A 23,575-nucleotide genomic window follows, 5' to 3' on the forward strand; every position below is an offset into this window, starting at 1 on the left:
AAAAACATAACATATGCTTAGTGCGATTATTATTGAAGATATGCCAGATGCATTGCAATTACTGCAAGCGTCTCTAAAGAAAAACCATGCGGATATCGAGGTGGTAGCAACCGCACAAAGTGTTGTGGAAGCGGCAAAAATATTACGCAAAACAGAACCAGACATTTTGTTTCTAGATATCATGCTCGTTGATGGAACTGGATTTGATGTGCTTGAGATTTTTCCTAATCTAAAAAGTAAAATAATCTTTGTAACGGCCAGTGACGAGTATGCGATTCGCGCCTTTAAATTTGCAGCCATTGATTACGTTTTAAAGCCTTACAGCGATGAAGATTTAAGCTTAGCTATCAGTAGAGCGAAACAGCAGATTAAACCTACAGAGGAACGTCTTACTATCTTGAAAAACACCATAACCGCTCCAGAATCTCAGCCTGATAAAATTTCGCTTCACACCTTAGATAAAATTATTATTGTGAGCCTTGTAGACATTATACGCTGCGAGTCTGATAGCAACAACACCATCTTTTACATCAATAATGATAAGAAGATTTTTGTAACTAAAACACTGAAATACTTTAGCGATATGCTGAGTGGTTATCAATTTTTACGCGTGCATCAAAGTCATCTCGTGAACATAAATTACATCAGTGCGTTTATAAAAACTGATGGCGGTTATTTAATGCTTAAGAATAAACAAAGCGTTCCTGTTTCGGTACGTAAAAAGAGTGAGGTCATTGAGATGCTGGATAGGATGCACAGGTGATTGAACCCGAAGATTCGTTTGAAATTGGAGACCTATTAATTCATTTAAGCGACATTTGTTAATTAAAACGAATAGCTAGCCGCTAAAATCAAATTTCTACCAGCAGCGGCAATACCACTTGCGTATGGGCGGTACCGTTGGTCTGTGATATTCTGTAAGGATGCATTCAGCTTTAAAGCATCTGTAAATGCATATTCTCCGCTCAAGTTAAGCGCATACCAACTAGGTGAATAGGGATTGCCATCGCTGTCTTTTGCGTATAGAAAATCATTGTTTTGCTGGCTCGGCGCTAGATCTTCAAAGTCAAACTTGCTGTTATAATTTGCAGAGGCGTCTAATTTCCATTTGTCTTTACTATATGTAAAATGCGTATTACCAAAATGAGGCGCTACGTGACGCAATGCTTCTCTTATTCCATCTTCATCTTCTTGAAAACCTTCAGTCACGTTATAATGGCTTATGAGTTTTAAACTTTCAGAAAAAGTAAATTCTGCTCCTATTTCTACACCATAAACTTCTGCTTTTGCTGCGTTCTGGATCGCTTGCACATTGCTTAATTCTCCTTGGTATAAAATTTCTGTTTCACCGTCTAGCTCATAATCCTGGCGCACTAATGCATCATTTAAGACCGTATAATAAGACGTCACGTCAAACTTTATTGATTCATCAAAATTAAGCGTCACCCCTAACTCGCCGTTCTTAGCATATTCTGGTTTGAGGTTTGGATTAGGGACTACAACGCTTCCGGGTTCACTGTCAAAAATCTTACCTACATCATCAATGTTTGGCGCTCTAAAAGCGGTGGAGAAGTTTGCTTTCCAACCTAAAATTGGTGTTGCTTGCCAAGCCAATCCGGCACTTCCCGTCAATGCTCCCGTATTAATATTTGCTTCAGAAAAAGGAAGGTCAAACAAGTTTAGGTCAAATGTAGCATCTACTAAAATATGATTGTAGCGTAATCCTCCCTGAAAGGAAAGATCTTTTGCTAATGGATATTGGATGCTTGTGTATGCCGCTGCAGATTGCCAGGAAGACCCATCTGGATACCGAGACGCATCTGGAGAAGAAACATCAGTCATGCTGTCTGTCGTTAGCCCTTGGCTCCCTACTTTATTGTAGACATACTCAAGACCGTAATAGAGGTTTCCTTTTCCTAGTTTTTTAGTTAAATCCCAACCTGCGGTGTAGGCGTTTACTTTTTCGTCCGTTTCAAATAAAATGGTTTCTTGAAAATCACGATCATTTCTACTTTCTTTAAATTGCTGAAATGACGCTGTAATCAAACTTTTATCGTAGAAGGAAGATTGCGCTGGCGTGTTTGCTATCTGAAGATTTGCAGAAAACCATTCTTGAGGACCGTAATACCATGCTGCCGCCCGAAGATTTCCGTTACGCTTTCTGATAAGACGATCGTAACGCGCATAATCGCTTGTGGTTGTATAAAATAAGCCAAGATTAAAGTCCCATTTTTCTGAGTGCATATACCTAATCTTCTGCATCATATTTATCTGGCTGTAACCGGTAGGCACTTGAACTAAAGGGTCTTCATTCGCTACTGCAGTATCTATACCATTTTCTGTCACTACATATTCCGTGCGTAAGTACTCATCTGGGCCGTATTTTCCCATTCTTAAGTCATCAAAATCACTGTAGGTAACGCTTGTTAAAAACGCCCATTCTTTAAGACCAATGTTAAAATCAAAGTGCCCTGTTTTTTCGTTGTTTGCCGTTGCGTATCTCACGGTTGCATCCCCACCAAAAGACATTCCGTCTTCAAAAGAGAAACCGGGTTTCTTTGTGTAAAAGTTCATCACACCACCTACTGCGTCACTACCATAGACTACAGATCCTGGTCCTAAAATAACCTCGGTGCGCGCTATGGCAAACGGATCTATAGAGATGACATTTTGCACATTTCCACCGCGAAAAATAGCCGTGTTAAAACGAACACCGTCTACTGCAATCAATAAACGATTTGTAGAAAAACCCCTAATTAAAGGGCTTCCTCCGCCTAACTGACTTTTTTGAACAAAAACTTGACCCGTTGACTCAAGCAAATCTGCCGAGGTCTGTGGATTCCTAAAAGTGATATCTTCACTATTTACTGAAACAATAGACTGGGTGATGTCTTTTTTGTTTTGACCAAACTTTGACACAGATAAAACCACTTGGTCTAATGCGCTTGCATCTGTATCAAGATATACGATTTTGTTTGCCTCTAAAATATCTGATTTCTTCACCGTTTTATTTGTGTGAGAAATATGTTGAAATGTGAGCATTTCTGAAGTAGAAAAACGGGAGATGTCTACGTAGCCATCAAAATCTGTGATGCCACTTTTGCTTTTGTTTTTATTAAAAACGGCAACGCCATCGATAGGGAATTTCCCATCTTGGCCTAAAACTTGAATTTTTTGGGCCTGAATTGTGAGTGAAAAAAGGAATGGGAATATAAGTAGAAAAGGGTAGCGCATTGTTAGTTAAAGAGTTGTTGAAGGACCTCTAGAGACTTCGGTTTTTTAAAACCCTGCAAATGTAACTGATAATACAACAATAGCAAATTGAGTACGCCAGATCGCTGGAGTTTGGTTAGTTTGATTCCCATTGCTGCATCAAAATTTATGCCGAAAAACCCTTTTAAGGCTTCTATATAGCCGCCTTTTTCACAATATATGTTTGTGACCTCGTCTTGGAACAAGCCTTCTAGTAGGTTGAAATAGGGGAGGTCTACGCTCGTGTCATCAGGATAAAAGCCTAAATGCATAGATAATTGCAACATAAAGAAGATGTGAAAGTTTGCAAAGTCATCTGCGTGATCTAGCAATTCTAGGCTGCCAGAAAGAAACTGATATAAGCCTTCGTTCTTTTCTTCTTCACGAATAGTCGACGTTAAAATTTCAGAAAGAAACATCACCAGACAACTTTTTATAACGTCTGTGTGAAGGGTTTGATAAGGGACTGCGATTTTTGCGTCTTTGAGGTATTCTAGGGTGCCTTTGTTTTTATGGGTTGCTTCAATCTCTAACTGTGTCAACAACTGAAAATGAGAGGCGCGGATTTTTCCTTTTTTAGATTTAAGAATGCCACGAAGCATGTACGTCTTTATCCCTTCAGACTCAGTAAAACACGTCGCGATGAGGTCTGCTTCGCCATATTTTCGGGCACCAATAACGATAGCATTTGTGGTGTGGACCATTAGCGCACGATCATAATTTTTGAAACGACGGTGTTGAGTTGGTCATCACTCGTAATGATGGCAAGATATACTCCAGAGCGTACTTTATAACGTCCAAAAGCTGTTGTGTCCCACTGGATACTTCCGCCACGAGAGTTTTCTTCGTAGACGAGGTTTCCTTCAATGTCAGTGATTTTTACATTAGCATTTGCCATCAAACCATCGATAGTAACGTTGCCTTGAAAACCGGGACGCACGGGATTAGGATATGCATATACTGATTCTAGATCATCTCGCGGCGCTGTGGAGGTCCCATTAAAAGCAACGAGCCCATTAACTGTTGCAAAATAGACAGTGCCTGAGAAGTCGTCTATAGCAATGTCTTGCACGTTGTTGGAAGGAAGAGGGGAATTATCTTTTGTGAAATTTAATAAAGTTTCTTGACCATTAGGGGACAGATAGAATACGCCTGTGGTGGTTGCAATCCATTTATTATTTGAGCCGTCAACCTCTATGTCTGTGATGGTCTGGCTTTCTAATAACTCTTGTCCTACATCTGCTTCATCATCCCTTATTATAATAGCTTGTGCTTCTACGTCTGCGTCTGCGTCAAAGAATCCGCTTACATTGAAAAGCACACGGAGACCTTCCAGTGTTCCTATCCATAATCTATTATTGGCATCAAAAGCAAGCGCGCGAATGTCGTTTGAGGGGAGATTGCCATTTCCTTCTACATCGCTAATGATGTTAAAGTCTGCGCCGTTAGGGCGGTAGCCTACCAAGCCACTTTCTGTATCTGCAAAAAACACGGTTCCTTCGCGACTTATCGCGAGTTCGCTTAGGGCAAGTCCTGGTTGTGCGATGACATCGGTGATGTCAAATTTTGTAAAACTTCCGCTCGGAGAAAGCCTGATGAGTCCATCTTCAATACGAGACTGAACAAACCAGAGATTGCCTTCACGGTCAAAATCTGAGCCATATAAACGAATATCCAGCGCGTCTTCCCTGAAAGACTCTAAAGGACTATTAGAATCATCGTACAAGACAACTGCTTCTTGATCTTCTATTTTAAGTAAGCCTTTATTAAAAGAAGTCATATAAACTTCATTTGCATCTTCTGGGTTTATAGAGATATTCACAAGATCATTCGCGTCAAAAATTTCAGAATAAGGGAGATTGGTCCAGCTTCCTTCTCTGAGATTACTTATGCCTCTTCTTGATAAAGGGAATGGATTAAAATTTACATCGACCTCTCCAAAATTTACCCACAATTGTCCAGGCGAAGAAGCCAAAGCAAAAGGAGTGTTTAGGATAGGGCCGTCTGGTAAATATTGTGTGGCTTGATTGCTATTAAATGGCACCTCAAGGAGTCCAAACTCTTGGGTTCCCAAGTAAAATTTTTCATCAAAGGCGAGTCCTGAGTGTAAGGTGTAATTGAAATCTGGGACGCTTGCTAGTTCGGCTTCGAGTATGAAATCTTCAGAAAAGGCTTCTATTCTATTAGCGAATGTAATCGTGAGTAAATCTTCATATGCATTAAAATCTATGACTTGCTGCGAATAGGAAGCGACAGGAGAAAAACCTACACCGTTTTGAAACCGTAAGACGGTATTACTTCCTTGTAGGCAATAGATTTGATTACTAAGGTTCTGGACGCCTTTAAAATTTCCACCAGCTAAGGTGCTCCATTCTTCAAAGTTGATGATGTTGCTGTTGTTAAAGTTTGCCCTGCGAATACCGCCTTCAGGGGAAGCTGCATAAATAAAAGGAGGATCAATAGCAGTCTGAGCGATGTTTAAGTAGGTCCCAGCATCTCCTATTATAAAAGATTCGCCAAACTCAAGGGTTTCAAGGTTGTATTCTGAAATACCAAAGCCTGCAGATATGTATAATATTCCGTCATGCTCGTTAAAGTGATTAATCCTTTTACGGTCTGGCGGAATGGTCTGCTTATCTAGTATATCTACAATAGTTAACACGTCTTCATCTCCATCTATTACAATCTCAATCAAGCCGTTTTCATAACCAATCACAAAAAGATCTTGCGCTTCGCTGTAATAGGAAGTTGAGATATTTTCTCCTGAGAGCCCTTGGACGGTAGATATGGTTTCTAATTGAAGTGTAGATAAGTCATACGAAAAAGCAGAATTATCTGCGGCACAAAAAACCTTATCGTTCCCTTGTGTAATGCTATTGATGCTTACGTACGAGAAATGCCCCGTCCAACTGTTCTCAAAATTTTGAGCCGTTAGAGCAAAGGAAATAAAGAACAATAAGCTGAATGATAGCTTTTTCATAAATGGTAAATTTCTACGCTTTAATAACACGCTAAAGGCAAATATATTGCGAATTTACATGAAAAAAGGCCATCAAAAATGATAGCCTTTTTATAATTATTCTTCACAAGAGAATTATACAACTCCTTGTGCCATCATTGCATCTGCTACTTTTACAAATCCAGCAACGTTAGCTCCTTTTACGTAATCTACATAACCATCGCCATCTTTACCGTACTGTACGCAAGCTGCGTGGATGTCATTCATAATGCCGTGTAACTTCTCATCCACCTCTTTTGCAGACCAGCTAAGACGTAAAGAGTTTTGAGACATTTCTAATCCAGAAGTTGCAACACCACCTGCATTAGAGGCTTTTCCTGGTGCAAATAAGATTTTTGCCTTTGTAAAGACCTCAATTGCATCTGGCGTAGTAGGCATGTTTGCTCCTTCGCTCACACACATACATCCATTATCAACTAATGTTTTTGCTTCCTCTGCGTTCAATTCGTTTTGAGTAGCACAAGGCAATGCGATATCACATTTTTCACCCCAAGGTCTTTTACCTTCGTTATAGGTTGCAGAAGCGTACTTGTCTACATATTCTGAAATACGCCCTCTTTTCACATTCTTAAGCTCCATAATAAAAGCTAATTTCTCAGCACTGATTCCTTCATTATCATAAATATAACCTCCAGAATCTGACATAGTAATTACTTTACCACCAAACTCCATAGCTTTTTCTGCTGCATATTGAGCAACGTTACCAGATCCAGAAATCACAACAGTTTTTCCTTTAAAGCTTTCGCCTTGTGTCTCTAGCATATTTTTTGCGAAATATACGTTACCGTAACCTGTTGCTTCTGGACGGATTAATGATCCTCCATAAGAACGGCCTTTACCTGTAAGTACTCCTGTAAACTCATTGCTAATACGCTTGTATTGGCCAAACATGTAACCAATTTCACGACCCCCTACGCCTATGTCACCAGCAGGGACATCTGTATCAGGCCCTATATGACGATAAAGCTCTGTCATAAAACTCTGGCAAAAACGCATCACTTCATTGTCTGTCTTTCCCTTTGGGTTAAAGTCAGCCCCACCTTTACCACCACCCATAGGTAATGTTGTTAAGCTGTTTTTAAAGGTTTGTTCAAAACCTAAAAACTTAAGGATACTTAAATTTACCGAAGGGTGAAAACGAAGTCCCCCTTTATAAGGTCCAATTGCAGAGTTAAATTCTACTCTGTAACCACGATTTACTTGTATGTCTCCATTGTTATCTGTCCAAGGGACTCTAAATATAATAGTGCGCTCTGGCTCTACCATGCGCTCTAATAACATTTTGCCTTGATACAATTCGTTCTCCTCAATAAAAGGAATTACGGTTTCTGCAACCTCAGTTACTGCTTGCAAAAATTCAGGTTCGTTAGGATTGCTTTTTTCTACGTAAGCAATAAAATCTTTGATGCTTTGTTTCATCTTACTAGTTAATTATTAAATAAGCGGAATATTTTTCCGTTATACATGTTTAATTGTTGAATAAAGAAATTGAGGCTGTGATATTTCAGAATACTATAAATTTACCTATATTAAGGTAGAGGCAATTAATAATCTGCTTTTTTAAGTCTCAATTTTTCGTTAACAAAGATATGATATCTACCAATAATGGATGCTAAATTTTTATTAATTAGGTAAATATGAATCTTAAATTTCACCATTTGATTAGTTTTTATATATTTGTTCAACCCAATTATTAACCTATTTTATTATGCAAACCCGTTTATTGCTAGTGGTATGTTTGTTTTTTATCTTCTCTAAACAGGATGCTTTCAGTCAGTTAGGATTTTCTCATGAGGTCGGAGTTATCTCTGGGCCTATTGCCTTTTATGGTGACTACGGTCAACGTAATGACTTTGACACTAACATAGGGAATAGTACCATAGGTGTTGGGCTCATTCATTATTTAAACTTTTCATACAGAGCAGATTGTAATTGTTATACGCGTGACAAGTACTTTAATGATCACTTTAAAGTGCGTAACGAGATTGATTATCATAAAACTCAGTTTGAGCACATAGGTGAATATGTAGACCCAAGTAAAACATCTGTCATTGCAAACCAATTAAGAGCTATGAAGGGCTCTACCACTGTTTTTGATATAGGAACACAGCTAGAGTATTTTCCATTAAGTATTAGAGATTTTGCGGCAACAATAGGAAGTTTTGCGCCATTTGTGAGTGCGGGAGTTCACTTTGTTAGTTACGATCCAGAAGTGTACAGTGAGCTTGGAGAATTAAACTCTACTATTACAACACCGACAAAATATTTAAATGCTTTTCAACAAGAAGGAGATTCTACTTGGTCCGTTGTGACTAGTGTAGGAGTCCGTTACAAATTAACCGACTTAAGCGATTTAATGCTGGATACCAGGTTGCAGTATTATTTCTCAAACTGGGTGGATGGATTAAACCCATCTCTTGCAAACAACGGCTCAGTTCCAGTGCCAGAGAATAAAGCAAATGATTGGATTTACTGGATTAATTTTGGGTATATCTATTACTTAGATTAGTGCCTCGGCTGCGCTCTGCAAACTTATTATGATTGCTCAGCTTGTTAGTGGTCTAGCTAAATTTTAAATAAACAAATACTGCGGAAACTTTCAATCTTGAAAGTTTCCGCAGTATTTGTTTATTTAAAATTGCACCGAAGCTATCCTATCGCTTGTTCTAGGTCTTCAATTAAATCATCTATATCTTCAACTCCTACAGAAAGTCTAATTAAGCTATCAACGATTCCTGTTCTCTCTCGTTCTTCTTTGGGGATGCTCCAGTGCGTCATAGAAGCAGGATGTCCTGCCAAACTTTCTACACCGCCCAGAGATTCTGCTAAGGTAAATATCTTGAGGTTTTCAACAATTTTAATGGCTTCATCATAATTGTTGCCTTTTGTGGTAAATGAAATCATTCCTCCAAAATCCCGCATCTGCTCTTTTGCCACTATGTGATTAGGATGGTCTTCAAAACCTGGCCAGTACACTTTTTCAATTTTTGGGTTGCTGAGTAAATAGTGTGCAACGGCTTTTCCGTTTTCACAGTGACGCTGCATACGTAGATGCAAGGTTTTGATCCCTCTTAAAACTAAAAATGAATCTTGTGGTCCACAAATGGCGCCACTTGCGTTTTGTATAGCATGCAATCTATCTGCGAGTTTTTTGTCTTTAACAACTAGTGCGCCCAACACGACGTCACTGTGTCCGCCTAGATATTTAGTGGCAGAATGCATTACAATGTCTGCGCCTAGATCTAATGGAGTTTGTAAATAGGGAGTTGCAAACGTATTATCTACTGCCAGTAAGATATCGTGTTTTGTAGCAATGGCAGCGCAGGCTTTAATGTCAATGATATTCATCATTGGGTTCGTAGGTGTTTCTACCCAGATGAGTTTTGTGCTTTTGTTTATAAAGTTCTCAATGTTAGCGGCATGCTCCATTCCGATAAAGTGAAACGTAATCCCAAAATCTTCATATACTTGCGTGAATAAGCGATAACTGCCACCATATAGGTTGTTTGTTGAGATTACCTCATCCCCAGATTTTAAAAGTTTAATGACCGCGTCAATAGCGGCGAGACCACTCCCAAATGCAAGGCCAAATTCGCCATTCTCGATACTCGCCAAATTACGCTCTAATGCGGAACGCGTTGGGTTTCCACTTCTAGAATATTGAAATCCTTTATGGCCTCCTGGCGTTGTTTGTGAGTAGGTGCTTGTTTGATAGATAGGCGGCATTACAGCGCCATATGCTGGATCTACATCGTGCTGACCTCCGTGTATTGTTTTAGTGTTGAATTTCATTTTATCAAATTTAAGACGAGTACTGTTATAGTTAATCACGACTAAAGAATGCGTAAAGTAATATTCAAAGATATAATGAACAGGATGAATCTCAAAAATAATTAATAAGATCTTGTTTCTTGAAGTTAGAAAAGCAGGCAGTTACCGAAAATCCCCGGGACAGGCTCTGGGTCAAACCGTTCATTTATTAAAAAAACTGTCGTAATTTTGTGCGATGATCAACAAGATAGTTCCATTTATTATAGTTTTAATAGTGTTGGCGAGTTGCAGTGATGCTCCTTTACTTATAAAAAAGCAAACACTTGACCAAAATGCGATAGCAGCGTGTAAGGACAAGCCGTGTCCTCAAGTGACCGTTGCTTATATTACATATAACGGCGAGCCACAAGTGATCTCTTCTATTAATGAAAAGATACGTCTGTTTGTGATCGCATCATTATACCTAGGAGATCCAGAATCTCAACCTACTGCGACTACTTCTCAAGAAGCGATAGCACAATTTATTAAGGACTATTGGAGAGATACTAGCGAGTTTCCAGACATTAATGAGTTTGAAGCAGATATTACGGTTTCTGAAACCTTCCGAAGTCAAGAATTAGCTACGGTTGCTTTAAACCAATATACGTATGCAGGTGGCGCTCACGGAAACGGTAGTTTGACCTACATCAATTTTGACATAGAAACCGGCGAGATTATAACGAACGACCAACTCATACAAGATAAAAAAGGACTCGCTAAACTAGCAGAACAACAATTAAGGAAAGACTACGAACTAAATGAAACAGAGAATCTAAACGCCGCTATTTTTTGGTTTGAGAGTGACTCCTTTAATTTGTCAGACAATATAGGTTTTGAAAAAGGAAAGATGGATATTCATTATAATCAATATGATATTGCCAGCTATGCAGATGGCGCTATAGACATTGAGTTGTCTATTGAGGATGTTGCTCCATTTTTGAAGTACTCTTTGAAAGAATAGCAAGAAACAAGAGTACCTTTATGCCGCATAATATTTTCGAAAATTAGAACCACCTTCCATGCAAAAAGTATATTATCTTAAAACGTGTGACACCTGTAAAAGAATACTAAAAGAGATTGATTTACCATTAAGCTTTGAGCTACAGGGAATTAAAGACCAGGAAATCACTGTCAAGCAAATAGAGCAAATGCACAAACTATCTGGAAGTTATGAAGCGCTTTTTAGTAAACGGGCAATCCTTTATAAAGAACGCGATTTAAAGAACGAACAACTCACAGAAGAAGATTACAAAAGGTTTATCCTAGAGCATTATACTTTTTTAAAACGCCCCGTAATTATCAATAAGAACGAAATATTTATTGGTAACAGTAAAAAAAGTGTAGCCGCTGCTAATGCAAGTATTCAAGGAAATTGAATGAACAACAAACCATAAACTAGAAAATAAAAACCCAACTCGTGAGCCCAAGAATCCTAGCCATCATCGCTGCCTTTTCTGCTAGTTTTATATATGGCGTAAACCATACCATTGCTAAGGGCTTAATGCCAGATGTAATAGGGCCTTACGGTTTTATTTTACTCCGGGTCTCAGGGGCTGCGATTATTTTTTGGATTATTAGTTTGTTTTATCAGCGGGAGAAAATAGCATTTGAAGATTGGGGACGCCTCGTGCTTTGTGCCATTTTTGGGATGGTAATTAACATGAATATGTTTTTTAAGGGACTAGAGCTATCTACACCTATAAACAGTAGCGTTGTCATTACGCTATCTCCAGTATTGCTACTCATTTTGTCTGCATTAATCTTAAGTGAACGCATCACGCTACTAAAAGGAATAGGCATCACACTAGGTCTTGGAGGAGCGTTATTGCTCATATTATTTGGAGTGAAGACCCAAGCAAACGCGCCTAATATACCGCTAGGAAATTTACTGTTTATAGTGAACGCAACTTCTTATGCACTTTATTTAATATTTGTAAAAAAGTTAGTCGAAAAATACAGCTCGATTACCTTGATGAAATTTTTATTTCTCATTGCATTTCTCATAAATATCCCCATTGGATCGTCACAATTTGCGGCAGTAGAATGGGCAACTCTTGGGTTTGACGAAATATGGAAACTAGGGTTTGTGGTCATCGGAACGACGGTCTTGACTTACCTTTTTAATATTTATGCGCTCAAGCAATTGAGTCCTGCCGTGATAGGTGTTTTTATGTATTTACAACCCTTGATTGCCGCATTGTTTGCGATAATTACGGGATCAGATCAATTGACGACGCTCCGTGTAATTGCGGCTTCACTCATTTTTACTGGCGTCTATCTTGCCACGCGAAAGAAGAAAGTTAAGGTGTTGGCAGATGAGTCTTAAGGACGATATTTTAGCAAGCGCTTCAGAAAAGTTAATTGCTTTACATAATAATGAAACTAGTCACTAGTACTGATCAGCATCTAGGTGTTGCGGAACCTCCCCATGCCTCCTCGTATGCTCTTTTGTAATCACGTAAAAGTCATCTGTTCTATCTAGCTTATTGAGGTTGTTGTAAAGTTCTTCTGGCAACCCCCTTAAGCCCCTTTTAGACAAGTCTATCCATCCCCCCATCATTTCGCAGCGTGCAACATTACGACCTTTATGGTCATAAAAGTTATGCTGAAATGAGAAGTACCTGCCGTCTTCGCTCAACCCTCTTAATTGCAGACTTACACGAAGTGGGTTTCCAGGAAAAACCTCTTTAAAATAAAACATATGCTCATAAAAGACAACGGGACCTATGTTGTGTTCAACCATTTTTGCTTGTCCAAAACCGTTCTCTAGCATAAAGCTCAATCGAGTATGACTCATATAATTAATATAAGCACTATTAGCCAAGTGTCTGTTGGCATCGATGTCGTTCCATCTTACTTCGAATTCTTTTAGGTACATAAGGGTTTTGGATTTTTAAATCAGGTTTTATAATCGTCTTAAGGTGATAAAATTGAGCTTTGGGTTTTGTAAAAAACAAAGCTAAGTGTTTAGCGTAGTATAGGCGACTGATTTTTTACAAGACTTTTTTGATATCGAATTGTCATTACTTTTACCAATATACGAGATCACCTTATCATACACCTCATTGCTTTTTAGGTCGTGTTTTAAGCCAGTGGTAATTAAGGTTTGTAAATTAGGGTTCTCTTCTATCACAGCTTTTAAAGGAGCAAAAGGAGTAATGCGATCGCCCCTGTCGTGGATGACTAATTTTTGTTGTGGTGCTTGATTTAATAAATTTTTAACTAAGATCTCCTGATGTGGTATTATTAGTATTTCATTGACTTTTCTGTCTAGTATATGGAGTGCGCTTTTTGATAGTCCAAGCATTTCTTTAAAGTAAGTAAATATAGCATCCATTCCAGAAGGGGATCCCATTACTACAATCTTTTTAATGTTTACCTCAGGGTTTACAAGATACGTATAGGTTAGCGCAGTGTTGCTAAATGAGTGACAAACAACGGTATCGATAGCACCTATTTTATTAATTGCTAGACTGATTGCTTGACGATACATCTCTAAGTTAAGCAAATTTGTCTTAGACATCCCGTGTCCCGGAGCATCGAGGGCATACATAGTACATTGTTTTAAATCAAGCTTTTCATAATATGGCAGCCAGCGTTGACTATTACTCATCCACCCGTGAAGAAAGAGCACTTTTTTAGGTCCGTTTCCCCATGTATAAAGAACAGAGGACTGGCCTTCAGACTCAAATTGGGTTTGCGCCGCTTTCGCAAGAAATTCTTTTCCTTTTTCTGAAATACCTGCACGTTGAACTTTGCTAAGTATTCTAAAAGAATTGTTTGTATTCCATTTAGGGAATAAAAAGGCCGTGATGTTTATAAAGGCCCCAACAGATTTTAAAATTAGATTTTTCATTATTAATATTTAGGATACCAATCGGTATCAAATGATTTAATTTTTTTTAGTTTGAAATTTCTTTTACAACGTTTCTTAAATGTGCTACTGTTTTTAAGATAGCATCTGGCGTACGTTCTAGTCTGCTCATCATAATACCTCCTTCTAGGGTAGCGATAAAAATAGTGGCATAAAAAGGGGCATCCGTTATTGAGCTTACTTGATTGTTCTTGATTCCATTTTCTATAATTTTCTGAACAGACGCTTTAAACTGAGCAAGTATATAAAAGGTCTGTTGTCTTAGCACTACATTTGTGTCATCTACTTCTGTTGCTGCGTTTAATAATGGGCATCCTCCTTCATAGAGTGGTGTCTCCATATACCTCTCAAAAAAAGCAAATGTGGCGTCCATTTTATCTTGAAAAGTATTCGCCTTCATTATTTGTGCTCCCAGTTCTGTAAACATTAGTTTGGCTAAGCTGCGCAAGGCTTGTTGCTCTAGATCGCTTTTATTTTCAAAATGTCTATAAATAGCCCCTTTTGTCAACCCAGTCGCTTTTGTAATATCACTAATAGACGTCGCTTTATACCCTTGCTTATTAAAGAGGTTAGCACTTTCTTTTATGATTAATTCTTTTGTAGAAACAGCGTTTCGCATTCACAAAGATACCGATTGGTATCTAAATAATCTTAAATTTCCTAAAGTTAATTTTCTTGTTACTTTTGCCATGTGCCAATCATCAACTCTACATACCAAGCCAAAGGACTTTTTAAAAGTGGTCACTTTTCTACAATTTACTCGGCAAAGTTGCGACCGACACTAAGGTTAAAGCAAACACGCAAACGACTCGAGCTTACCGATAGTGATTTTATAGATGTAGACTGGAGTTATCACATTTCAGAAGTAAAAGCATCTCACAAAGTTGTCATTCTTTTGCACGGTCTTGAAGGAAATGCGCAACGCGGTTATATAAAAGGGCAGGGGCAGCATCTTAACAAGAATGGTTGGGATGTGGCTGCTATTAACCATCGTGGCTGTAGCGGCGAGGACAACCGTCTATACCTTTCTTATAATAGCGGACGAACAGAGGATCTTGCCGAATTTATTGAGCATATTATAGCAAGGTATTCCTACGATGAGATTTCGATAGTTGGGTATAGCCTTGGCGGGAACGTGCTTTTAAAATACTTGGGTGAATGTACTGCATTGCCGCATCAAGTAAAAAGTGGCGTGGCGATTTCTACACCTTTACATTTAAGAGGGGCTCTTGAACAGCTCATTAAGTGGGAGAATTTTGTGTATAGTAAAACGTTTATTAATGATTTACGAAAAAAGTACAAACGTAAAATGTCTAATTTTCCAGAAGCAATGAACACTGAAGAGCTAAAGAAAATAGGTTCGCTATTAGATTTTGATAATCTCTACACGGCAAAAGCACATGGGTTTAAAGATGCGTTTGATTATTATGAAAAAAGCAGTTCTATTTATGTGTTAGAAAACATTAAAGTGCCAGTGCTTATTTTAAACGCAGAGAATGACAGCTTTTTATGCCCAGAAAGCTATCCATTTGGGTTAATTAAAAATCTAGAGAATGTGTATCTGGAAGTACCGCGACATGGAGGTCACGTAGGTTTTCACGAGTCGAATAATGTCTATTACAGTGAACGACGTGTGATTGAGTTTTTAACAGACGCGGTAGAATAAGAAATATTTTTTCTGAAATAATCTACCCTTAGGATTTGTGTACCTTTGCATCCTATTAATGAGGGATGACCTCGTATCAATACAACATGATTCAATCAATGACGGGTTACGGAAAGAACGTAATTCAATTAGCTTCAAAAAAAATTACGGTCGAAATAAAATCGCTCAATAGTAAAAGTCTAGACATCAACGCAAGAGTCCCTTCTTCTTATAGAGAAAAGGAATTAGTGATGCGAAAAATGCTGGCTAGTTCACTTACCCGAGGGAAAGTAGATTTTAGCCTATATGTAGAGATGACAGGTGAAGAGACTACTTCTCAGATTAATAAAGTGGTGGTCAAGCAATATATGAAGCAGCTTACTAACATAGTGGATACTGACCAGGCAGAGCTTTTAAAGATGGCCATAAAAATGCCAGATGCTTTAAAAACGACCCGAGAAGAGATAGATGAGAATGAGTTTGCTGAAATATTAAAGGCGGTAAAAGATGCACTCAAAGAGATTAACATTTATAGAAGTGATGAAGGTGCGGTGCTTCGAGCAGACTTTTTAGCTCGCGTAGCTATTATCGAGGCAAGACTAGAAGAAGTACTTGATATAGACTCACAGCGCATAGATATTGTAAAAGAAAGATTACGCACAGCAGTAAATGAACTTAAAGAGAAAGTAGATGAAAATCGCTTCGAACAAGAGCTCATTTATTACCTAGAGAAATACGACATCACGGAAGAAAAAGTACGCCTTCAGAATCACTTAAACTACTTTAGAGAAGCGATTAATAGCGACGATAGTAATGGTAAAAAACTTGGTTTTATTACACAAGAAATAGGTCGTGAAATCAATACTATAGGAAGCAAATCTAACTTTGCGCCTATGCAACAGCTAGTCGTACAGATGAAAGATGAGCTCGAGAAAATTAAGGAACAAGCGTTGAACGTACTTTAAAGATAAAAACGACGATAGTTAATTCTGTCGCACTGAGCTTGTCCTAGAGAAACATTACACCTCTATTTTAGATGTGTCAGTTCAAACTGATCAAATAATAAAAAAGCATGAATCAAAAAAAAGGAGGAAGACTCATCGTATTTTCTGCACCGTCTGGTAGTGGGAAAACTACGATTGTAAGGCATCTTTTAGGGAAATTAGAGTTGAATCTTGAGTTTTCAGTTTCTGCCACATCGAGAGAGCCTCGTGGCGAAGAAATCCATGGAAAAGATTACTACTTTTTAAGCCTTAATGATTTCAAAAAACAAATGAAAGATGACGACTTCTTAGAATGGGAAGAAGTATATCGAGATAATTTTTATGGAACGCTTAATAGTGAAATAGAACGTATCTGGGCAATGGGTAAGAATGTCATTTTTGATATTGATGTGGTAGGAGGGTTGCGCATAAAACGAAAATTTCCGGAACGCACATTGGCTGTTTTTGTAAAACCTCCTAGTGTAGAAGAGCTAAAAATTCGCTTAAAAAAGCGTAAGACAGAAAGTGATGAAAAAATAAACATGCGCATTGCAAAGGCATCTGTTGAAATGGCGACTGCTCCAAGGTTTGACCATATCATATTAAATGACAATCTTGAAGAAGCCCTAGTAGAGGCAGAAAATCTAGTGCTAAGCCATATCTCAAAACCCATTTTTGAAGATGTCAAAATGGACAAGAGCGACGTAACAAAAGAAGAATAGTATTAAAAATGAAAATAGGACTTTACTTCGGTACTTTTAACCCTATTCACATAGGCCATCTCACCATAGCAAACCACATGGCTGAGTATAGTGATCTTGATGAAATCTGGATGGTGGTTACTCCACATAATCCACTTAAGAAGAAAAGCAGCCTATTAGATAATCACCACCGTATTGCGATGGTTGATATCGCACTTGAAGACTACCCTAAAATAAAGTCAAGCAGAATAGAATTTGATTTAGAGCAGCCTAACTACACGGTAAATACACTTGCTGTTTTGGAGGAGAAATATCCTGAAGATGATTTTTGTCTTATAATGGGAGAAGACAATTTAAAAAGCCTCCATAAATGGAAAAACTATGAGGTGATTTTAGATCGGTATCACTTATATGTGTATCCTAGAATTTCAGAAGGTAAAATAGAAACTCGATTTGATGGCCATGCTAAGATTTTTAAAGTAGCAGCGCCCATTATGGAGTTGTCATCTACATTTATTAGAAAAGGTATAAAAGAAGGTAAGAACATACGGCCTATGCTCCCGCAAAACGTTTGGGAGTATCTAGACGAAATGAATTTCTATAAATAAAGCGAAACCGCCTCAACACAATTTAGTGTCAAGACGGTTTCTAACCAACCAAAAAAGGCTTTATATACTATTTCAAGTTTAGAATAATATTCGATTAGAATTGACTAATCTTCTTCATCGTTTTTGCGATGTCTTTCTTTGTTTTTCTAAGCTTTCCTTCACTTGCCGTTCTGTATTGGATGTATCCACGACCAGTAAACTCATACAGGGTTCCAGAATCGCTATGAAAAAGTTCAATCGTCTGATCATTGACAACGCTTAGTTCAAAATATTCATTGCCTAGATAATCATAATCCAATGTTAAATATTTTAAACGCTCTGTCCCTGACACATCATCTACATTGTAGATTCCTGTGTAATCCCAGTAAAGATCATATGGGTGTATTCCATTTTGGTCTTGCGAACTTTGAAAGTTACCATCGCCACCACCAGGTATAAAGGCTAGGTAGTTTTCGTAGTCAAATTCATTTAAGTTACCATACTCACTGGTAAGCGTTTTTTCCCAAGCATCATATTCCTGTAAGAAATAATGGATGTTTCTATAGAATACGGTATCATAATCAAAGGTGTTTCTTTGATATCCCTCTAGCACATAACTTATGTTCTGTTGTGGAAAAAATAGCTCAATCTCAAAATCATTTAACTGAGTCACTTTAAAAGAATAGAATCCATCTATATCGTGATCTACCTCGAGCGTGTTACCATAGGTGTCATAATACCCAACGTCTATCCCAAAACCGTTTCCTTGACTCCCAAAACCTACTAGGTTATTGTTAGCAAATATTTTTCCATTTCTAAATGAAACAGTAAATGCTTTCTGCAAGAATGGGATATTTCCATTACCTGTGGTGCGTTCTATATCTACGTACCACAATTCATAAGACCCTACCAATTCTGCTAATGTGATTGCAGGAATTGGATCTACGTGATTGTCTGCTACGATTACCTCTGTATAACAAGAAGTAAATAAGGTTGCTACCAGTGCTAAGCCAAAAAATAGTTTGGTCGTTTTAATACGTAGATAATTTTTTATTAAATAAGAAGATTGATTGACTAAATTCACATTCTTCAATTCGTTTCGATGTTTTGATATCCATTTCATAATTCCTGTATTTAAAATTTCTACTATGGAAATTCCACAAACTATGCCAAACTCTTAAAGACTTATAGATCAAATAGTTGCTTCTATGTGTGTGGATGTTTAAATGATAAGGAAGCAAGTGATTTATTGTTTCTGAAAAGTTCTAGGTCCTTTATTTAGCGTTAAAATTTCAGAAAAAACACTTTTTATTGGCTGCAAAAATTAAACACTTGTCAATCATTGCGAACAAATGACTGTTATCGCTTACTTTTGAAAATTGACTAAGCTAAATTAAATGAAAGAAAACCCAAAGTTTGCAGTAATAGGTGGTGGTAGTTGGGCTACGGCTATAGTAAAAATGCTCTGTGAAAACCTGGAAGAAGTAGGCTGGTATATGCGCAACGCAAGCGCTATAGAACATATTAAAAAAGAACAACACAACCCAAATTACCTGAGTGCGGTTGAGTTTAAGCCAGCACAGTTAAAACTGAGCAACGACATAAATGAGCTTGTGGACTATGCAGATGTTCTCATATTTGTAGTGCCTTCTGCTTTTATATACAGTGAGTTAGCGGCTTTAACGGTTTCATTGGAGCATAAGATTATATTTTCTGCAATAAAAGGTATTGTACCTGAAACAAGCCTTATCGTAGGAGATCATTTTAACACCCATCTAGGGGTTCCTTTTCATGATATTGGGGTTATTTCAGGCCCTTGTCACGCAGAAGAAGTGGCATTAGAGCGATTGTCATATTTAACTATTGCTTGTGCAGATGAAGACAAAGCAAAACTTCTGGCAAAACATTTAAGTTGTAATTACATAAAATGTACCACCAGCGATGATGTAATGGGAACAGAGTATGCCGCGATGCTTAAAAACATTTATGCCATTTCTGCTGGGATCGCGCACGGATTGGGGTATGGAGATAATTTTCAGGCGGTGTTAATGAGCAACGCCATTAGAGAAATGAAGCGCTATGTAAAGAAAGCACATAAAATGAAACGTGACATTAATGACTCTGCCTATCTAGGAGATTTATTGGTCACAGGATACTCGGTTTTTAGCCGAAATAGGATGTTCGGTAATATGATAGGAAAAGGGTACACCGTAAAAAGCGCGATGATGGAGATGAGCATGGTTGCAGAAGGTTATTATGCAACAAAAAGTGCCTATACATTGAATAAGACCAAAGGTAAGAAGAAAGCAAAAACGCCCATAATCAATGCGATTTACGACATTCTGTATGACAAGAAAGATCCAAAAAAGATTTTTAAAAGTCTAACTGAAAAGTTAAATTAAAACCGCAGTGCAACGGTGAGACAGACCCAATAAAATAAAAAGCGGCGAGCTTATCTAAATTCCATTTATTTGGGTCGGAAATAGCTAGCGTGCTAAAACGCCCTTTTTATCCATCACTGGCAAAGTAACAGCATTTTCTTCTGCAATAGAATAGCGTGGCAACTCAAAGCGTCTGTCATACATCTTGATACCAATAAAGTAGGTAGTGCTAAAAAAGTTATCAAGTTTAAAAACACTTTCTTCTATAAACTCAATTTTAGCATAGCCCTTAGCAGGAACTATGGCAATCGTTTTACGAAAAGGAGATGTCATATCTTTCTCATCATAGCCTTGAGTTACGATAAGAACCGTTTCTATAGGTAGTGAGCCATTATTAATGAGGTATATATTCCAGTCGTGTGTTTTGTAATCTTCGTTAAATTCCAATACAGCGGCAACGTAAATATCTTTAACTTCTGGGATGTCTATATCTTTTCTCAAAGGATGGCGTTTAATGTATTATATAGAAGCCTTAAACTGCTCTAAGAACCTCAGATCATTCTCACTTAACATTCTAATGTCTGGAATCTGGTGAAGCAATAATGCGATCCTATCGATACCCATCCCAAAAGCAAAGCCCGAGTATTCTGTAGGGTCAATCCCGCAGTTTTTAAGTACGTTAGGGTCAACCATTCCGCAGCCCATAATCTCTAACCAGCCAGTACCTTTGGTCATTTTATAATCTGTTTCGGTTTCTAGTCCCCAATACACATCTACTTCTGCACTAGGCTCTGTAAATGGAAAGTATGATGGTCGTAATCTAATCTTAGATTTCCCGAACATTTCCGTAGTAAAATATTGTAATGTTTGCTTTAAGTCGGCAAAACTCACGCCTTTGTCCACGTATAATCCTTCTACTTGATGAAAGAAACAATGGGAACGCGCAGATATGGCTTCGTTACGAAATACACGACCTGGAGAGATCGTACGTATAGGTGGTTGGTTGTTTTCCATATACCTAACCTGAACAGAAGAGGTGTGCGTTCGCAACAACACATCTGGATCTTTCTCTACAAAAAATGTATCCTGCATATCACGTGCTGGATGGTATTCTGGCAGATTTAATGCCGTAAAATTATGCCAGTCATCTTCAATTTCTGGGCCTTCAGATACATTAAAACCGATGCGTGCAAAGATGTCTGTGATTTTATTTTTAACCAGTGAAATAGGATGTCTAGAGCCAAGAGCAATGGGTTCTCCTGGGCGGGATAGATCGCCATAAACACCTTTAGATTCTTCTTGAGAAGCTAAGGCTTCTTTTAAGGCATTAACTTTTTCTGTAGCTGCATTTTTTAAAGTGTTTACCGCTTGACCAAATTCTTTCTTCTGCTCATTAGGCACTTCTTTAAAGGCCGCAAAAAAGTCATTGAGGAGTCCTTTCTTTCCCAGATATTTTATTCTGAAATTTTCAATTTCCTCAACATTTGTGCTGCTGAAGGCCTCTACTGCTACTATTTGGCTTTTAATTTTTTCTATCATCGTCGCAAATTTCTTCGGTTAGAAGAGTGGTTTTCATTTGGGGTAAAATTACGGAACTTTATATGAAACCAAATATAAAATGATGGTTCATTAAAATGCAAGCTTAATTTAGTGATTCATTAGCGCCTATGGTTATGCTATATTTTGTTTGAGTCTTATATCCCTTTAAAATGTTGGGAGCTTTTAATCCGCCATAAATTAATCCTGCAGCAGGAGCTAAAAGTATTAACGCTTCGGGAGAAGTTGTTAGGACTGCTATAAGCACACTAAAACCTACTGTTATTATTCCTAAGTATGTAATTGCACTTCCCACAAGAATCCCATATAATCGTGGATGCCTTTTAATTTTTGCAACGGAAGATAATGCGATAGTATTTTCATCTATTAGAATAGTATCCGCATCAATAATTATAAAATTACCCGTGATTCTATCTCCCTCAATTGTTTTAATTCTAATTCGTTTATTTTCTTTGATGAATCTTGATTCAGCAGTTTCATTGTCAGTAATGTGAAGGCCCTTATCTTGAGCTACCATTGCAGTATGCAATAACAAAGCTAACATGTTAATAATTAGAATTCTAATAGTAAGTTTCATATTATTTGATTACTTCTTTGTCTACAAAGTATTGAACAATCGCGTCTTTCATTAGTACACTCTGCTCCCCAGCTTTAAGTGGCGGAAGTTGCTCTAGGATCTTATAATGCGGCCAGCCTTTATCATCAAAGAACTCAAACTCATAGTACCCAAATGGCTCTAGTAATCTACAGATAGCGATGTGCATCAAGTTGATTTTTTCATCCTTTTTAAACTCGCGATGCAGCTGTCCTAGTTCTTGGACACCAATAAGATAAATAATAGCATCTAAGTCCAGTCTATCTCCATCTGCAAAGCGGTCACTCAGCAATTTTACAACTGCTTCCCATCTTTCTTTTAATTGTTCGTCTCTAGCCACTTTTCCGTAAATCGTTATAAGTTAAATGTAAATCGAAGATTGTTAGTTGCGTAAATCACGATGCGCCACTAATCTAGCAAAGATAAATATTACCATCCATTCTTACCACTTTCGTCACTAATCAATAAAATACATATTACGTATCTTGCTAGTTGAACTTTAAATTAAAACGTGTGACTATGAACATTGTAGATATCATCTTAGGAATCATTTTGTTATTTGCTTTTTACAAAGGTGCAAAACAGGGGTTATTCGTGACTTTAGCTTCATTAATTGGACTAGTCTTAGGAGTTATAGGGGCGGTTTATTTTTCTGACTATGCAGCAGATTATCTAGTAGAAAACGTGAGTTGGTCTGAGCAAGTCATTAATCTTGTTGCTTTTGCGATCACATTTTTAGTAATTGTTTTTGTAATAGGTCTAGCAGGAAAGGCACTTACCAAAGTGGCAGATTTTGCGGCTTTAGGGCTTGTGAATAAAATTTTAGGCGGTATTTTTAATGCGCTCAAATATGGTTTTATTGTCTCTGTGATATTTATGTTTATCAACGCCTCTTCTGCAGTCAGTGGTTTTATTATCTCTGAAGAAAAAAAGGAAGCCTCTATGTTATATGAGCCGGTGGCCTCATTAGCTCCTTTAGTATTGCCGCATATTTTAGAAAAGGTAGACGAGTTGAAGCCTGACAAAGATAAATATGATGAAGACAATGACGATAAAGACAACCCTCCAATTCAGGATGGAGTAATGAATGAAGATCTTTAGTCGAAGAAATATTAATTCAAAAAAAGTAAAATCCCAAGCTTCAAATAATTGAAACTTGGGATTTTTAATT

Annotated in this window: 24 protein-coding genes; 11 read left to right on the top strand and 13 right to left on the bottom strand. The window is 37.7% G+C overall.

What is annotated here, in order from left to right:
- Positions 1-13 precede the first annotated feature (13 nt).
- Entirely contained in the window at positions 14-763 is a 750-nt protein-coding gene (locus ABXT71_RS04565; protein WP_415372667.1) for a LytR/AlgR family response regulator transcription factor, read from the top strand.
- A gap of 62 nt (positions 764-825) precedes the next feature.
- Here the strand turns inward: ABXT71_RS04565 and ABXT71_RS04570 are convergent, their stop codons facing one another.
- The 4 genes from ABXT71_RS04570 to gdhA all read right to left on the bottom strand — a co-directional run bounded on the left by ABXT71_RS04570 (position 826) and on the right by gdhA (position 7,690).
- Positions 826-3,234 carry a TonB-dependent receptor domain-containing protein gene (locus ABXT71_RS04570; RefSeq protein ID WP_415372668.1) on the bottom strand — a complete coding sequence of 803 codons (2,409 nt, stop codon included), beginning with the start codon at positions 3,232-3,234 and terminating at the stop codon, positions 826-828.
- A gap of 2 nt (positions 3,235-3,236) precedes the next feature.
- Positions 3,237-3,956, bottom strand: coding sequence for a DNA repair protein RecO (recO, locus tag ABXT71_RS04575; protein ID WP_415372669.1), 720 nt, complete (start codon positions 3,954-3,956; stop codon positions 3,237-3,239).
- Positions 3,956-6,232, bottom strand: a complete 2,277-nt coding sequence (locus tag ABXT71_RS04580; protein ID WP_415372670.1) for a two-component regulator propeller domain-containing protein — start codon at positions 6,230-6,232, stop codon at positions 3,956-3,958. Before ABXT71_RS04580 ends, recO begins: the two co-directional genes overlap by 1 nt.
- Before the next feature lie 114 nt (positions 6,233-6,346).
- Positions 6,347-7,690: an NADP-specific glutamate dehydrogenase gene (gene gdhA, locus ABXT71_RS04585; RefSeq protein WP_415372671.1), complete on the bottom strand. Its 1,344-nt coding sequence runs from the start codon at positions 7,688-7,690 to the stop codon at positions 6,347-6,349.
- Positions 7,691-7,979: 289 nt separating this feature from the next.
- Here gdhA and ABXT71_RS04590 point away from each other — a divergent pair, with 289 nt between their 5' ends.
- Complete coding sequence (locus ABXT71_RS04590) at positions 7,980-8,780, top strand: THC0290_0291 family protein (protein ID WP_415372672.1); 801 nt, start codon at positions 7,980-7,982, stop codon at positions 8,778-8,780.
- A gap of 140 nt (positions 8,781-8,920) precedes the next feature.
- On the opposite strand, the gene ABXT71_RS04595 is transcribed toward ABXT71_RS04590, so the two are convergent.
- Positions 8,921-10,063 (bottom strand): trans-sulfuration enzyme family protein, encoded by a 1,143-nt coding sequence (locus tag ABXT71_RS04595; protein ID WP_415372673.1) that lies wholly within the window; start codon positions 10,061-10,063, stop codon positions 8,921-8,923.
- A gap of 214 nt (positions 10,064-10,277) precedes the next feature.
- Between ABXT71_RS04595 and ABXT71_RS04600 the strand changes: the two genes are divergently transcribed.
- The 3 genes from ABXT71_RS04600 to ABXT71_RS04610 are packed head-to-tail and all read left to right on the top strand — an operon-like array spanning position 10,278 to position 12,407.
- Positions 10,278-11,042 (top strand): DUF3298 domain-containing protein, encoded by a 765-nt coding sequence (locus ABXT71_RS04600; protein WP_415372674.1) that lies wholly within the window; start codon positions 10,278-10,280, stop codon positions 11,040-11,042.
- 58 nt (positions 11,043-11,100) lie between these two features.
- Positions 11,101-11,457 carry an arsenate reductase family protein gene (locus tag ABXT71_RS04605; RefSeq protein ID WP_415372675.1) on the top strand — a complete coding sequence of 119 codons (357 nt, stop codon included), beginning with the start codon at positions 11,101-11,103 and terminating at the stop codon, positions 11,455-11,457.
- Between the two features lie 41 nt (positions 11,458-11,498).
- A complete protein-coding gene (locus ABXT71_RS04610; RefSeq protein WP_415372676.1) occupies positions 11,499-12,407 on the top strand; it encodes a DMT family transporter in 909 nt (302 codons plus the stop codon).
- 63 nt (positions 12,408-12,470) lie between these two features.
- Here the strand turns inward: ABXT71_RS04610 and ABXT71_RS04615 are convergent, their stop codons facing one another.
- The 3 genes from ABXT71_RS04615 to ABXT71_RS04625 form a co-directional block, all read right to left on the bottom strand.
- On the bottom strand, positions 12,471-12,959 hold the full coding sequence (locus ABXT71_RS04615; RefSeq protein ID WP_415372677.1) for an acyl-CoA thioesterase: 489 nt from the start codon (positions 12,957-12,959) through the stop codon (positions 12,471-12,473).
- A gap of 81 nt (positions 12,960-13,040) precedes the next feature.
- On the bottom strand, positions 13,041-13,937 hold the full coding sequence (locus ABXT71_RS04620) for an alpha/beta fold hydrolase (protein WP_415372678.1): 897 nt from the start codon (positions 13,935-13,937) through the stop codon (positions 13,041-13,043).
- 46 nt (positions 13,938-13,983) lie between these two features.
- A complete protein-coding gene (locus ABXT71_RS04625; protein ID WP_415372679.1) occupies positions 13,984-14,574 on the bottom strand; it encodes a TetR/AcrR family transcriptional regulator in 591 nt (196 codons plus the stop codon).
- A gap of 72 nt (positions 14,575-14,646) precedes the next feature.
- Between ABXT71_RS04625 and ABXT71_RS04630 the strand changes: the two genes are divergently transcribed.
- The 4 genes from ABXT71_RS04630 to nadD all read left to right on the top strand — a co-directional run bounded on the left by ABXT71_RS04630 (position 14,647) and on the right by nadD (position 17,892).
- Positions 14,647-15,621 (top strand): YheT family hydrolase, encoded by a 975-nt coding sequence (locus ABXT71_RS04630; protein ID WP_415372680.1) that lies wholly within the window; start codon positions 14,647-14,649, stop codon positions 15,619-15,621.
- 86 nt (positions 15,622-15,707) lie between these two features.
- On the top strand, positions 15,708-16,565 hold the full coding sequence (locus ABXT71_RS04635) for a YicC/YloC family endoribonuclease (RefSeq protein ID WP_415372681.1): 858 nt from the start codon (positions 15,708-15,710) through the stop codon (positions 16,563-16,565).
- Positions 16,566-16,672: 107 nt separating this feature from the next.
- Complete coding sequence (gene gmk, locus ABXT71_RS04640) at positions 16,673-17,305, top strand: guanylate kinase (RefSeq protein ID WP_415372682.1); 633 nt, start codon at positions 16,673-16,675, stop codon at positions 17,303-17,305.
- A gap of 8 nt (positions 17,306-17,313) precedes the next feature.
- On the top strand, positions 17,314-17,892 hold the full coding sequence (gene nadD / locus ABXT71_RS04645; RefSeq protein ID WP_415372683.1) for a nicotinate (nicotinamide) nucleotide adenylyltransferase: 579 nt from the start codon (positions 17,314-17,316) through the stop codon (positions 17,890-17,892).
- 94 nt (positions 17,893-17,986) lie between these two features.
- Here the strand turns inward: nadD and ABXT71_RS04650 are convergent, their stop codons facing one another.
- Positions 17,987-18,994: a nicotinic acid mononucleotide adenyltransferase gene (locus tag ABXT71_RS04650; RefSeq protein WP_415372684.1), complete on the bottom strand. Its 1,008-nt coding sequence runs from the start codon at positions 18,992-18,994 to the stop codon at positions 17,987-17,989.
- 274 nt (positions 18,995-19,268) lie between these two features.
- On the opposite strand from ABXT71_RS04650, the gene ABXT71_RS04655 reads away from it, so the two are divergent.
- The gene (locus ABXT71_RS04655) at positions 19,269-20,273 is read left to right on the top strand and encodes an NAD(P)H-dependent glycerol-3-phosphate dehydrogenase (protein WP_415372685.1); all 1,005 of its coding nucleotides are present in this window, start codon (positions 19,269-19,271) and stop codon (positions 20,271-20,273) included.
- Positions 20,274-20,357: 84 nt separating this feature from the next.
- On the opposite strand, the gene ABXT71_RS04660 is transcribed toward ABXT71_RS04655, so the two are convergent.
- From ABXT71_RS04660 to ABXT71_RS04675, 4 genes are all read right to left on the bottom strand, one after another.
- Entirely contained in the window at positions 20,358-20,753 is a 396-nt protein-coding gene (locus tag ABXT71_RS04660) for a hypothetical protein (RefSeq protein ID WP_415372686.1), read from the bottom strand.
- An 18-nt stretch (positions 20,754-20,771) separates the two neighbouring features.
- Positions 20,772-21,791: a phenylalanine--tRNA ligase subunit alpha gene (gene pheS, locus ABXT71_RS04665; protein WP_415372687.1), complete on the bottom strand. Its 1,020-nt coding sequence runs from the start codon at positions 21,789-21,791 to the stop codon at positions 20,772-20,774.
- Between the two features lie 103 nt (positions 21,792-21,894).
- Positions 21,895-22,386, bottom strand: a complete 492-nt coding sequence (locus tag ABXT71_RS04670) for a hypothetical protein (RefSeq protein WP_415372688.1) — start codon at positions 22,384-22,386, stop codon at positions 21,895-21,897.
- 1 nt (position 22,387) lies between these two features.
- Positions 22,388-22,744, bottom strand: a complete 357-nt coding sequence (locus tag ABXT71_RS04675) for a hypothetical protein (protein ID WP_415372689.1) — start codon at positions 22,742-22,744, stop codon at positions 22,388-22,390.
- A gap of 179 nt (positions 22,745-22,923) precedes the next feature.
- Between ABXT71_RS04675 and ABXT71_RS04680 the strand changes: the two genes are divergently transcribed.
- The gene (locus ABXT71_RS04680) at positions 22,924-23,505 is read left to right on the top strand and encodes a CvpA family protein (RefSeq protein ID WP_415372690.1); all 582 of its coding nucleotides are present in this window, start codon (positions 22,924-22,926) and stop codon (positions 23,503-23,505) included.
- Positions 23,506-23,575 lie beyond the last annotated feature (70 nt).

Origin of the sequence: Patiriisocius sp. Uisw_047 (genome assembly GCF_047730165.1) — a bacterium.
Lineage (GTDB): Bacteria > Bacteroidota > Bacteroidia > Flavobacteriales > Flavobacteriaceae > Patiriisocius.